This window comes from Methylobacterium segetis, assembly GCF_004348265.1.
GTDB classification, from domain to species: domain Bacteria; phylum Pseudomonadota; class Alphaproteobacteria; order Rhizobiales; family Beijerinckiaceae; genus Methylobacterium; species Methylobacterium segetis.
Genome location: NZ_SMNT01000025.1, coordinates 46,385 through 57,332, shown reverse-complemented (window position 1 = coordinate 57,332; position 10,948 = coordinate 46,385). Strand labels below are relative to the sequence as shown.

The window sequence follows — 10,948 nt, the reverse complement described above, 5'->3', positions numbered from 1 at the left end:
CGCTCGGATCGGAGTTCTCGACCTCGGAGGCCAGCCGCAGCAGGGTCCGGCGCAGCCAGGCATGGGCCGGGTCGGCGTCGTAGGAGGCGTGCCAGAGCATCGCGATCGCCACGTCGTCGAGCGCCACCGGCGCCGGGCTGACGCTGAGGCCCAGGGTCCCGGCGAAGAAATGCGCCACCCGCGCGTGCATCGTGGCGATGACCGGCGCGTCGCGCACGAGGAAGGGGACGGCGACGAAGCTCGGCGTCGTCACGGCGATCGTCCGGCTGAGGCCGATCCTGGCCAGCGCGTCGTCGACCACCCCGTGCGCGGTCCCGCGCAGGCTCGTCAGGATGTGCGGGAAGCGCACGTAATCCTGAAGCGAGATCGGCGCCTCGAGCCCGACGCGGGCCGGGTTGAACAGGCAGACGTAGCGGTCCCGGTGCAGGAGCCGCATCTTGTGGTGCGCCTGCCCCTCCGTGAACAGGCCGATGCCGAGATCGACCTGATCCGCGTCGAGCTCGGCGAGGATGCGGGCGCGGTCGATCGTGCGCAGCAGGAGCCGCACCCCCGGCGCCTCGGCCCGCAGATGCGCGAGCAGGCGGGGGCCGAGCAGGACCTCGACGCTGTCCGGCAGGCTGATCGTGAAGACGCGCTCGACGGTGGCGGGGTCGAAGCTGTCGTCGCGGCGGACCAGCGCCTGGATCTGGCGGAGCGCCGTGCGCACGGGCTCGGCCAGCGCCATCGCCCGCGGCGTCGGGCGCATGCCCTCGGGCGCGCGGGTGAGAAGCTCGTCGTCGAACAGCGCGCGAAGCCGCCCGAGCGCGCTGCTCATGGCCGATTGCCCGAGCCCGATCCGGGCCGCGGCGCGGGTGACGCTGCGCTCGGCGAGGAGGGCGTCGAGGGCCACGAGGAGGTTGAGATCGACGCTGGCGAGATCGACGTGATCAATAGTCATTACCGATCCAATCGGTTTGATCCATGCTGCAGTGCAAAGCATATTCGCCTCACAGGCAAGGGCGATGGACACCTTGCACAGCAGAAAGACACGCAGACCATGACCATCCAGACCATGATTCTCGCCGCCGCCGCCCTCCTCGCTGCCGGCACGGCGAATGCCGAGGGCCTGAAGCCCGCCCGGGCGCAGAGCGTCGATCTCGGCACGCTCGCGGGCGTCGCCTACTACACGCCGGAATCCGAGGGCTACCGGGTCGTCGTCACCCTGGCGCCCCGCGCGGCGGCTCCGGCCGTCCGTTTCGAGACGGTGCTCGCCGAGGGCCAGCGGGTGACGCTCTCGGCGCCCCGCGGCCTTGGCCAGGCGGCGGACGCCGTCGAGATCGCCCGCAAGGGCGAGGCCGTCACGGTGGTGCCCGCCCGGGCTCGCGCGGCGGTGCGGGAGGCCGCCGCGCTGAACTAGGAAGGACAGGGGGCTGGCCGCGAGGCCGGCCCCTTCGTCGTCCCCCTCACCCGCCGATGAACAGGCCCGCGATGGCCGCGCTGGTCAGGTTCGAGAGCGTGCCGCCGAGGATGGCACGCAGGCCGTAGCTCGCGACCTCGGCCCGGCGTTCGGGCACGAGGCTGGAGAAGCTCGCGAGCTGGATCGCGATCGAGGCGAGGTTGGCGAAGCCGCAGAGCGCGAAGCACAGGATCGCGGTCGTGCGCGGGCCGAGGCTGCCGGATCTCAGGACATCCGAGAGGTTCGCGTAGGCCAGGAACTCGTTGAAGGCGATCTTCTGCCCGAGCGCGCCGCCGACGAGCGCCGCCTGCTCCCACGGCACGCCGAGGAGCCAGGCCAGAGGGGCGAACCCGTAGCCGAAGATCGTCTCGATCGAGGCGGACGGATAGCCGGCGAGCCCGCACGCATAGCCGACGATGCCGTTGGCGAGCGCGATCAGCCCGACGAAGGCGATCAGCATGGCGCCGACCGCGACCGCGACCGCGAGCCCCTTCTGGGTGCCGTCGGCGGCCGCCTCGATGACGTTGGCCGCCCGGCGCTCGCCGAACTCGACCCGCGTCGTGACGATCCGGGTCGGCTCGACAGCCGGGACCAGGATCTTGGCGTAGAGGAGCCCGCCCGGGATCGCCATGAAGGAGGCCGCCAGCAGGTAGGTCATCGGCACGCCGAGAGCGGCGTAGCCCGCGAGGATCGAGCCCGCCGTCGAGGCCGCCCCGCTCGTCATCACGGCGAAGAGCTCCGATCCCGTCAGCAGCGGCAGGAAGGGCCGCAGGGCCACCGCGATCTCGCTCTGGCCGATGAAGATCGTGATGACGGCCGAGAAGGACTCGATCGGCCCGGTGCCGAGGAGCCGACGCAGCCCCGCGCCGAGGAAGCGGGCCAGCGCCTGCATCAGGCCGAGATGGTAGAGCACGCCGATCAGCGCCGAGACGTAGAGGATCTGCGGCAGGACCCGGAAGGCGATGACGAAGCCGCCGCCGCCGAACAGCTCGAACATCTTCGGATCGACGAGGCCGCCGAACAGGAAGGCCGCACCGCGGTCCCCGTAGGCGAGGACCTGGCTGACGAGATCGGCCACCGCGCCGAGGGCCGCGCGGCCGGCCGGCACGAACAGGATGAGGGCGCCGAGGCCGACCTGCAGCCCGAGGCCGGCTAGCACGGTGCGCGGCCGGATCGCCCGCCGGTTCGTCGAGGCCAGCACCGCGACCGCGACGAGCAGCGCGATGCTCACGCCCGCGTGGACAACGCGCTCGATCATTCATCCCCCGCACTCTCGGCACCCGAGCGCCACACATGCGCGATCTGGGCCAAGAGCGCCACGGGCGAACGCCCTGGACCCTGCCGGCCGGTCCGCTAGGTTCCGCCCCCGGGCGGGGGCGCCGGAGAAGAGATTTGGCACAGGCCTTCGCGCTGCGCGGAGCGGTCGGGCTCGTCACGGGCGCGGCGAGCGGGATCGGGGCGGCGCTCTCGGTCGCGCTCGCGCGCCGGGGCTGCGACCTCGCCCTGGTCGACCGGGATGCCGAGGGGCTGAGGGCGACGGAGGAAGCCGTCGCCGCCTCGGGCGCCCGCGCGAGCCGGCACGTCCTCGATCTCACGGACGGGGAGGCCATCCCGGCGCTGAGGGATGCGGTCGAGGCCCGCCACGGGCGGCTGAGCCTCCTCGTCAACAATGCGGGCGTGGCGCTCGGCGGCCGCTTCGCGGAGACGGATCTGGCCGATTTCGAGTGGCTCATGGACGTGAATTTCCGCGCCACCGTCCGGATGACGCACGCCTTCCTGCCGCTCCTGATGCGCGAGGCGGAGGCGCAGATCGTCAACATGTCGAGCCTCTACGGGCTGATCGCGCCGCCGGGCCAGACGGCCTACGCGGCCAGCAAGTTCGCAGTGCGGGGTTTCAGCGAGGCGCTGCGGCACGAACTCGCCGGCAGCGCCCTGGGCGTCACGCTGGTTCATCCGGGCGGCGTCGCGACCAACATCGCCCGCAGCGCGCGCCATCCGAAGGGGCTCGACGCGGCCGCCGTCGAGGCCGGGCGCGCCGCCTTCGAGCGCTTCCTGCGCCTCAGCCCGGAGGCGGCCGCCGCCGAGATCCTGCGCGGCATCGAGCGGCGGGCGCCGCGGATCATCGTGGGCACGGACGCGCGCCGCGTCGCCCTGATCCAGCGCCTCATGCCGGTCGGGTACTGGCGGCTGATCGCCCGCCTGTCCGGGATGGAGCGCTGACCCCCGATGGCGAGCCTGCGCGCCCACGTCTTCGCCTGGATGGTCCGCCGCAACGTGCGCGACCGGCTGGGCAGGCAGCTCGACATCGCGCGGATGCGGCGCACCTTCGAGGGCGCGGCCTTCATCGCACCCCGCGGCGTCCAGTACGAGCCCGGAGAGGCCGGCGGCATACCCGGCGAGTGGGTGCGCAGGCCCGGCGACGGGACGGGCCCGCGCCTGTTCTACCTGCACGGGGGCGGCTTCGTCGCCTGCTCGCCGCGCACCCACAGGCCGATGACGGGCGCCTTCGCCCGGCGCGGATTCCGGGTTTTCGCCCCCGCCTACCGCCTCGCCCCCGAGCACCCCTTCCCGGCCGGCCTGGAGGACGCGCTCGCCGCATGGGAGGCGTTCTCGGCCGAGGGGCCGGCGGCGATCGGCGGCGATTCCGCCGGGGGCAACCTCGCCCTCGCCCTGATGCTGCGGGCGCGCGACCGCGGCCTGCCCCTGCCGCAGGCGGCAATCCTGTTCTCGCCCGCCACCGACTTCGTGGGAACCGGCGCCTCCTACATCGAGAACGGGCAGCGGGACGCCATGTTCGACCCGGAGGTGCTGCGCGCCCTCGCGCCCCTCTATCTCGGGGGTGCCGACCCGATCGATCCCCACGTCTCGCCGCTCTACGGCGACCTCGCGGGCCTGCCGCCGCTCCTGCTGCATGTCGGCGCGCGGGAGGTGCTGCGCGACGATTCCGTGCGGCTCGCCGAGCGGGCGCGGGCGGCGGGCGTCACGGTGAGCCTGCGAGTGTTCCCGGTCGTGCCCCATGTCTGGCAATTCGCCCACGCCTACCTGCCGGAGGCGCGCACCTCGCTCAACGCGGCCTCGACCTTCCTGACGGTGCATGCGAGAGCGGGGGCCGAAGCGTGAGGAGCGCGCGATGAGCAACGGCACGACACCGGGGCTTCCTCAGGAGCGTCCCGAGGAGCTGCCTCGGGAGACGCTCGCCGTCCTGATCGTCGGCGCGGGCTTCTCCGGCCTTGCCATGGGCATCCGCTGCCGTGAGGCGGGGATCGGCCCCTTCCGGATCGTCGAGAAGGGCGACGGCATCGGCGGCACGTGGCACGCCAACACCTATCCGGGCGCGGCCTGCGACATCCCCTCCCACCTCTATTCCCTCTCCTTCGTTCCGAAAGCCGACTGGTCGCGGCTCTACCCGCAGCAGGCGGAGATCAAGGCCTATCTCGAACAGGCCGCGCGCGACCATGGCCTGCTGCCGCACCTGCACCTGAACACCGGCGTCACGGCGCTGACCTGGGACGAGGAGCAGGCTTTGTGGCGGGTCGAGACGAGCCGGGGCCCCCTGCGGGCGCGGGCGGTCGTCTCCGGCATGGGCGGGCTGCATCATCCGGCCCTGCCGGACATTCCCGGTCGCGCATCCTTCGCGGGCAGCGCCTTCCACTCCGCCGCCTGGGATCACGGGGTGGAGCTGAGGGGGCGGCGCGTCGGCGTCATCGGTACGGGGGCGAGCGCCGTGCAGTTCGTGCCGCAGATCGCCGAGAGTGCAGCCCACCTCACCCTGTTCCAGCGCACGCCGGCCTGGATCATGCCGAAGCACGACCGCGCGATCGGCGAGCGGGCGCAGGCCGCCTACCGGCGGGTTCCCCTGGCGCGGCGGCTCTTCCGCGAGCGCCTGTTCTGGATCCACGAAATGCGGGCGCTGCTCGGCTTCACCAAGGTCTCGAAGCTGACCGCGCAGGCGGAGGCGCTCGCCCGGCGCCACCTCGCCAAGGCGGTGCTGGACAAAGCCCTCCGGCAGAAGCTGACGCCGCGCTACCGCCTCGGCTGCAAGCGCGTCCTCATCTCGGATGATTTCTACCCCGCCCTGATGCGGGGGAACGTGACCCTGGAGACTGGGCGGATCGCCCGGATCACGCCTGCCGGCGTCGTGATGGAGGACGGGGCCGAGCACGCCCTCGACGCGATCGTCTATGCCACGGGCTTCGACGTCACCGGCAGCTTCCGCCGCCTGCCGGTGACGGGGCGCGACGGGCTGACCCTGGCCGAGGCGTGGCGCGACGGGATGGGCGCCTTCCAGGGCATCACGGTGGCGGGATTCCCGAACCTGTTCCTGCTGATGGGGCCGAATACCGGGCTCGGCCACAACTCGATGATCCTGATGATCGAGGCGCAGGTGGAGCACGCCCTTTCCTGCCTCCTGGCGATGCGCAGCCGCGGCCTCAGCGCGGTCGAGGTGCGGCCGGAGGCGCAGGCGCGCTTCCTCAATGGCGTCCGGGCGCGGCTCTCGGACAGCATCTGGCAAGCGGGTGGCTGCACCAGTTGGTACCAGGACGCGGAAGGACGCAACACGGCGATCTGGCCGGGCTCGGTCCTCGCCTATCGCCGCGGTGCCCGCCGTGCGCGCCTGTCCTCGGATTACCGGGTGCGCTGAGGGCGGAACACCCGACCCGGGCCGCCCGTTGGTTCGGCAAAGCTTGCGCCGCGCCGCGGCGCATCTGACGCGAGGACCCCACCATGAGCCTGATCGGACGCATCGTCACCAAGCTCCTCGGCAACGAGGATCGCCCCGTCTCCCGCGACGACCGCAACGCGGATTCGAGCAACCTCGTCGGGCGGATCGTCACCAAGATCCTGCGCAAGTAGGCCGCGGAGCAAGTAGGCGGCGGAGCAGCCCCTATTGCGCGGTCGCGGCCACCGCCGCGACCGCCTTCGTGACCGGCGCGGCCGGCACGGTGTGCTCCCAGAAATTCCCCAGGCGCGCCTTCTCGTAGCCCGCCTGGTAGAGGCTGCGCATGTAGGCGGTGTCGAAGCCGCGCGCGGCCGTCGCCGCGGGGGCGCTCTCGTCGATGTAGGTCAGGTTGAAGCCGATCTTGTTGGCGCGCGTGAACGCGTAGGTCGTGGCGAGCGTCGCCCGGCTGCGCGCACGGCTCGCCGTCGTGAAGGAGCGCTCGACGATCGAGAGCGTGTTGTTGCGCGTCACGTCGAATTCGGGCTCCAGGCGCCCGTTGATCACGACGTAGATGTTGGCCTTGCCGTTCGTGCGCAGGCGCCCGTCCCGCAGCAGGAAGGACTGGGGCAGGGTGAAGACCGGCGTCACCACCGAGCCGTCCACGTGGAGTTCCTGGAAGGCGCTGTTGCCCGCCTGCACGTCGATCAGCTGCGGCGGGAACACCGCCGGGATGCTCGCCGAGGCGGTGAGCACGTCGCGGAACAGCTCGACCGCGTTCGGAGCGCCGCTCGCGGCGATGGCGCCCATGTTCCAGATCACGGCGCGCTGGGAATCGAGGTTCGTGGTCACCACGAGGAGGCGCCGGCCCTTGGCGTGCTCCTCGGCCACGGCGGCAAGGAGGTCCGCCGTGACGTAGCGGCCGATCAGGTCGCGCAGGCGCCCGTCGCCGAACAGGCCGGAGCCGAACAGGACGTTCGTCAGGCTCGGCGATTGCACCAGGGTCTCGGCGACCCCGCTCGTGTAGAACTCGGTGAGATAGGCATCGTAGGCCGGCCCCAGGAAGGCGAAGGGCGCGATGAGCGCGCCCGTGCTGACGCCGGAGACCAGGGTGAAGTCCGGCCGCGTACCCGAGGCCGTCCAGCCGTTGAGGATCCCCGCACCGTAGGCCCCGTCGCCCCCGCCGCCCGAGAGGGCGAGGTAGGAGAAGGCTTGGCGGCGCGCCTCGGGCCGGGCCGCGAGCTGGGTGAAGGCGTCGGCCGAGGCGTCGGAGGAGACGCGGGCCTCCGGAATGTTCGGCACGCTCGCGAAGGCCGCCTGCTCAGCGGTGTAGGACACCCGCGGCAGCGACGAGCAGGCGGAGAGGCTGGCCGCCGCGCAGAGCGCGAGCAGCCCGTGCGAGATCCTGAACCGACCCGCCATGGCGATTGTCCCCGTGCCCTGCCTCTGACCACACCCCCAGCCGAACGAGCTTGGCCATTCTATCGTTCCGGCCCGGGCACGGCAATCGGACGGGTTCGGCCGGGCTGATGCGCGGCGGCCACAGATCCGTGCCGCCGCGCACAAGCCCGGCGGCACGCGGAGGGCCGCCCCGGCCTTTGGCGGTGGAAACAGGGGCGCCCCCGGAGGTGGGCCCTGTGTCGACTCTTGCATCGTCCACGAGCCCTCTTGTAGGTTCATCCGCGTCGCCAGGGGCACGCCCCCGGCGGCCATCACCAGTGGCGCGATCGTTCGAATCCTGCACCGGCTGCCCGACTGACCGGGACCCGCGGCTTGGAGGCGGCTGACCTGCGCGACCGGCCTGCAACGCCTGCCTGAGGGCGTGGCCGCGGTGATCGCAGCGTTCAGGAGGGGGCGACGATGGAAGCAGGCCTGAGCTGGACGGACGAGCGCGTCGAGCTGCTGCGGCGTCTGTGGGAGGACGGGCAGAGCGCGAGCAAGATCGCGGCTCAGCTCGGCGGCGTGACCCGCAACGCCGTGATCGGAAAGGTCCACCGGCTCGGCCTCGCCGGCCGGATCAAGGCCGCCCCCGCTCCCGTGAACGGGCGCCGCAAGCCGGAGCGCGACGGGGAGGCCGAGGCGACGGCCGTCGAGATCATCGAGGAGGCGCCGGAGCCGATCGCGATCACCGCGCACCGGCCGGCCCCCGATTTCCCGCCGCCGGCGCAGCCGGCCTCCGAGACCGTGGCACTGGCGGTCTCCGAGCGGGTGACCATCATGGACCTGCGCGAATCGATGTGCCGCTGGCCGATGGGCGATCCGACGACGCCGGAATTCCGCTTCTGCGGCGCCCGCTCGATCACCGGGCTGCCCTACTGCACGCACCACGCCCAGATCGCCTATCAGCCCGCCGCCGAGCGCAAGCGGGACCGCCGGGTGGCGGGGTTCCGCTAGGAGGGGCGTCCCTCCCCTCTCCTGGGAAGACCCGATCGATGAAGCCCGCCCCGGTACGCCGTCGGCGGGCTTCGTCGATTCAGGGGCGCCCGAGACTCGAGCGGCCCGCGCGCTAGTCCACGCCCGAGAACATCTCGTCGAAGGAGTAGCCGGAGCCGCGCACGGTGCGGATCGGATCGGATTGGCGCGGGCGGTTGATGGCCTTGCGCAGGCGCCCGACATGCACGTCCACCGTGCGCTCGTCGATGTAGACGTCGTGCCCCCAGACCCCGTCGAGGAGCTGCTCGCGGGAGAAGACCCGTCCGGGGCTCTGCATCAGGAATTCGAGGAGCTTGAACTCGGTCGGGCCGAGATGGATCTCGCGGCCCGAGCGGCGGATGCGATGGCTGACGCGGTCGAGCTCGATGTCGCCGGCAACCAGGAGGTTCGCCACATGGGCGGGCTTGGCGCGGCGCAGGAGCGCGCGCACGCGGGCGAGCAGTTCCGGCACCGAGAACGGCTTGACGATGTAGTCGTCCGCCCCCGTGCCGAGCCCGCGGATGCGGTCGCCCTCCTCGCCGCGGGCGGTGAGCATGATGACGGGCAGCCGCTCCGTCTCGCGGCGGGCCCGGATTCGGCGGCAGATCTCGATCCCGGACAGCCCCGGCAGCATCCAGTCGAGGAGGACGAGGTCCGGCACCTGCTCGGCAAGGCGCAACTCCGCCTCGTCGCCGCGGGCGGCGGAATCGACGGTGAAGCCCTCCGCCTCCAGGTTGTAGCGAAGCAGGAGGGTCAGCGCCTCCTCGTCCTCGACGATCAGGATCCGCGTGCTCATCCCCGTTCCTGCGTCAGGCCGCCGTTCCCGGAGACACCGTCGCGTAGTTCGAGGCATCGTTCTTCGGACGCTCGATCGCGAGCGTCTCGCCGGTGGCGAGGTAGTGGATCGTCTCGGCGATGTTGGTGGTGTGGTCGCCGATCCGCTCGACGTTCTTGGCGCAGAACAGGAGGTGCGTGCAGAACGAGATGTTGCGCGGGTCCTCCATCATGTAGGTCAGGAGTTCGCGGAACAGGGAGTTGTAGAGGGCGTCGATCGCCCCGTCCCGCTCCCAGACGTCGTGGGCCGACTTCGTGTCCCGGCTGGCATAGGCGTCGAGCACGTCCTTGAGCTGCTCCTGCACGAGGTCGCTCATGTGCTGGACGCCGAGCACGATCTTCTGAGCCTGCGCCTGATCGCTGATCGCGACCACGCGCTTGGCGATGTTCTTCGCGAGATCCCCGATCCGCTCGAGATCGCCCGAGACGCGGATCGCCGAGATCGTCTCGCGCAGATCGATGGCGAGCGGCTGGCGGCGGGCGATGAGGAGGACGGCGCGTTCCTCGATCTCGCGCTGGAGCACGTCGAGGCGCTTGTCGGCGGCGATGACGGCCTGGGCGAGCACGGTGTCGCGCCGCACGAGCGCCTGGCTCGCATCGGCCATCATCTTCTCGGCGACGCCTCCCATCTCCGAGATCGACCGGCGCAGGTCGTCGAGATCGTTGTCGTAGGAGGTGACGATGTGCTCGGACATGGTCGTGATCCTCGGGTCGGGCGCGGGAACGGGAGAGCGGGTGACGGGCCGGCTCAGCCGAAGCGGCCGGTGATGTAATCCTGCGTCTGCCGCTTCTCCGGGTTCATGAAGATCCGGGTCGTCGGGCCGAACTCGACGAGTTCGCCGAGATACATGAAGGCGGTGAACTGCGAGATGCGGGCCGCCTGCTGCATGTTGTGCGTGACGATGGCGATCGTGAACTCGTCGCGCAGCTGCTCGATCAGCTCCTCGATCCGCCCCGTCGAGATCGGGTCCAGCGCCGAGGTCGGCTCGTCGAACAGGATCACCTCCGGGCGCTGCGCCACCGTGCGGGCGATGCAGAGGCGCTGCTGCTGGCCGCCCGAGAGGCCCATGCCGGATTGCTTCAGCTTGTCCTTCACCTCGTCCCAGAGCGCCGCCTTGCGCAGGCTCTCCTCGACGCGCAGGTCGAGGTCGGCCTTCGGCAGGCGCTCGTAGAGGCGCAGCCCGAAGGCGACGTTGTCGTAGATCGACATCGGGAAGGGCGTCGGCTTCTGGAACACCATGCCGACCCGGGCGCGCAGCTCGTTGAGATCGACCTTCGGGTCGAGGATGTTCTGCCCGTCGAGGAGGATCTCGCCGTCCGCGCGCTGCTCCGGGTAGAGGCTGTAGATCCGGTTGAAGGTGCGCAGCAGGGTCGACTTCCCGCAGCCCGAAGGCCCGATCAGGGCGGTGACCTGCCGGTCATGGAAGTTGAGGTTGATGTTCTTCAGGCCGTGGAACGTGCCGTAGTAGAAGTCGAGGTTCTTCACGGCGATGCGCACGGGCGCGCTCGCGTTGGCCTGGCTGCGGCCGCTGAGCGGCGCGCTGACGGCGGGGGAGGCGCTCATCGGAGGGATTCCTTCGTCTGGCCAGACGGCCGGGAAGCGTGAAGGC

General features: G+C 71.4%; 12 protein-coding genes. 6 read left to right on the top strand and 6 right to left on the bottom strand.

Going from position 1 to position 10,948, the window contains the following annotated elements; genetic code table 11:
* A partial coding sequence (locus tag E1J50_RS08990; RefSeq protein ID WP_132252645.1) for a LysR family transcriptional regulator occupies positions 1–937 on the bottom strand: 937 nt, incomplete at its 3' end.
* A 99-nt stretch (positions 938–1,036) separates the two neighbouring features.
* Between E1J50_RS08990 and E1J50_RS08985 the strand changes: the two genes are divergently transcribed.
* Positions 1,037–1,396, top strand: a complete 360-nt coding sequence (locus tag E1J50_RS08985) for a hypothetical protein (protein ID WP_132252642.1) — start codon at positions 1,037–1,039, stop codon at positions 1,394–1,396.
* 46 nt (positions 1,397–1,442) lie between these two features.
* Here the strand turns inward: E1J50_RS08985 and E1J50_RS08980 are convergent, their stop codons facing one another.
* Complete coding sequence (locus tag E1J50_RS08980) at positions 1,443–2,693, bottom strand: NupC/NupG family nucleoside CNT transporter (RefSeq protein ID WP_132252640.1); 1,251 nt, start codon at positions 2,691–2,693, stop codon at positions 1,443–1,445.
* Positions 2,694–2,827: 134 nt separating this feature from the next.
* Between E1J50_RS08980 and E1J50_RS08975 the strand changes: the two genes are divergently transcribed.
* The 4 genes from E1J50_RS08975 to E1J50_RS08960 all read left to right on the top strand — a co-directional run bounded on the left by E1J50_RS08975 (position 2,828) and on the right by E1J50_RS08960 (position 6,289).
* Positions 2,828–3,655, top strand: a complete 828-nt coding sequence (locus E1J50_RS08975) for an SDR family NAD(P)-dependent oxidoreductase (protein WP_132252638.1) — start codon at positions 2,828–2,830, stop codon at positions 3,653–3,655.
* Between the two features lie 6 nt (positions 3,656–3,661).
* Positions 3,662–4,555 (top strand): alpha/beta hydrolase, encoded by an 894-nt coding sequence (locus tag E1J50_RS08970; protein WP_132252636.1) that lies wholly within the window; start codon positions 3,662–3,664, stop codon positions 4,553–4,555.
* Positions 4,556–4,565: 10 nt separating this feature from the next.
* Positions 4,566–6,077: a flavin-containing monooxygenase gene (locus E1J50_RS08965; RefSeq protein ID WP_132252633.1), complete on the top strand. Its 1,512-nt coding sequence runs from the start codon at positions 4,566–4,568 to the stop codon at positions 6,075–6,077.
* 83 nt (positions 6,078–6,160) lie between these two features.
* Positions 6,161–6,289 carry a TFIIS helical bundle-like domain containing protein gene (locus E1J50_RS08960; RefSeq protein WP_132252631.1) on the top strand — a complete coding sequence of 43 codons (129 nt, stop codon included), beginning with the start codon at positions 6,161–6,163 and terminating at the stop codon, positions 6,287–6,289.
* 31 nt (positions 6,290–6,320) lie between these two features.
* On the opposite strand, the gene E1J50_RS08955 is transcribed toward E1J50_RS08960, so the two are convergent.
* A complete protein-coding gene (locus tag E1J50_RS08955; RefSeq protein WP_132252629.1) occupies positions 6,321–7,514 on the bottom strand; it encodes a patatin-like phospholipase family protein in 1,194 nt (397 codons plus the stop codon).
* Positions 7,515–7,952: 438 nt separating this feature from the next.
* Here E1J50_RS08955 and E1J50_RS08950 point away from each other — a divergent pair, with 438 nt between their 5' ends.
* Positions 7,953–8,486 carry a GcrA family cell cycle regulator gene (locus E1J50_RS08950; RefSeq protein ID WP_132252626.1) on the top strand — a complete coding sequence of 178 codons (534 nt, stop codon included), beginning with the start codon at positions 7,953–7,955 and terminating at the stop codon, positions 8,484–8,486.
* A 112-nt stretch (positions 8,487–8,598) separates the two neighbouring features.
* On the opposite strand, the gene phoB is transcribed toward E1J50_RS08950, so the two are convergent.
* From phoB to pstB, 3 genes are read right to left on the bottom strand one after another with little or no spacing between them, the layout of a single operon-like run.
* The gene (phoB, locus tag E1J50_RS08945) at positions 8,599–9,300 is read right to left on the bottom strand and encodes a phosphate regulon transcriptional regulator PhoB (protein ID WP_132252624.1); all 702 of its coding nucleotides are present in this window, start codon (positions 9,298–9,300) and stop codon (positions 8,599–8,601) included.
* 13 nt (positions 9,301–9,313) lie between these two features.
* Positions 9,314–10,033: a phosphate signaling complex protein PhoU gene (gene phoU / locus E1J50_RS08940; RefSeq protein ID WP_132252622.1), complete on the bottom strand. Its 720-nt coding sequence runs from the start codon at positions 10,031–10,033 to the stop codon at positions 9,314–9,316.
* 53 nt (positions 10,034–10,086) lie between these two features.
* Positions 10,087–10,902: a phosphate ABC transporter ATP-binding protein PstB gene (gene pstB, locus E1J50_RS08935; protein ID WP_132252620.1), complete on the bottom strand. Its 816-nt coding sequence runs from the start codon at positions 10,900–10,902 to the stop codon at positions 10,087–10,089.
* Positions 10,903–10,948 lie beyond the last annotated feature (46 nt).

Excerpts from the sequence above, each read along its gene's own strand:
- E1J50_RS08985 (WP_132252642.1), top strand. The coding sequence starts at position 1,037 with ATGACCATCCAGACCATGATTCTCGCCGCCGCCGCCCTCCTCGCTGCC.
- E1J50_RS08980 (WP_132252640.1), bottom strand. The coding sequence starts at position 2,693 with ATGATCGAGCGCGTTGTCCACGCGGGCGTGAGCATCGCGCTGCTCGTC.
- E1J50_RS08970 (WP_132252636.1), top strand. The coding sequence starts at position 3,662 with ATGGCGAGCCTGCGCGCCCACGTCTTCGCCTGGATGGTCCGCCGCAAC.
- E1J50_RS08965 (WP_132252633.1), top strand. The coding sequence starts at position 4,566 with ATGAGCAACGGCACGACACCGGGGCTTCCTCAGGAGCGTCCCGAGGAG.
- E1J50_RS08960 (WP_132252631.1), top strand. The coding sequence starts at position 6,161 with ATGAGCCTGATCGGACGCATCGTCACCAAGCTCCTCGGCAACGAGGAT.
- E1J50_RS08955 (WP_132252629.1), bottom strand. The coding sequence starts at position 7,514 with ATGGCGGGTCGGTTCAGGATCTCGCACGGGCTGCTCGCGCTCTGCGCG.
- E1J50_RS08950 (WP_132252626.1), top strand. The coding sequence starts at position 7,953 with ATGGAAGCAGGCCTGAGCTGGACGGACGAGCGCGTCGAGCTGCTGCGG.
- phoB (WP_132252624.1), bottom strand. The coding sequence starts at position 9,300 with ATGAGCACGCGGATCCTGATCGTCGAGGACGAGGAGGCGCTGACCCTC.
- phoU (WP_132252622.1), bottom strand. The coding sequence starts at position 10,033 with ATGTCCGAGCACATCGTCACCTCCTACGACAACGATCTCGACGACCTG.
- pstB (WP_132252620.1), bottom strand. The coding sequence starts at position 10,902 with ATGAGCGCCTCCCCCGCCGTCAGCGCGCCGCTCAGCGGCCGCAGCCAG.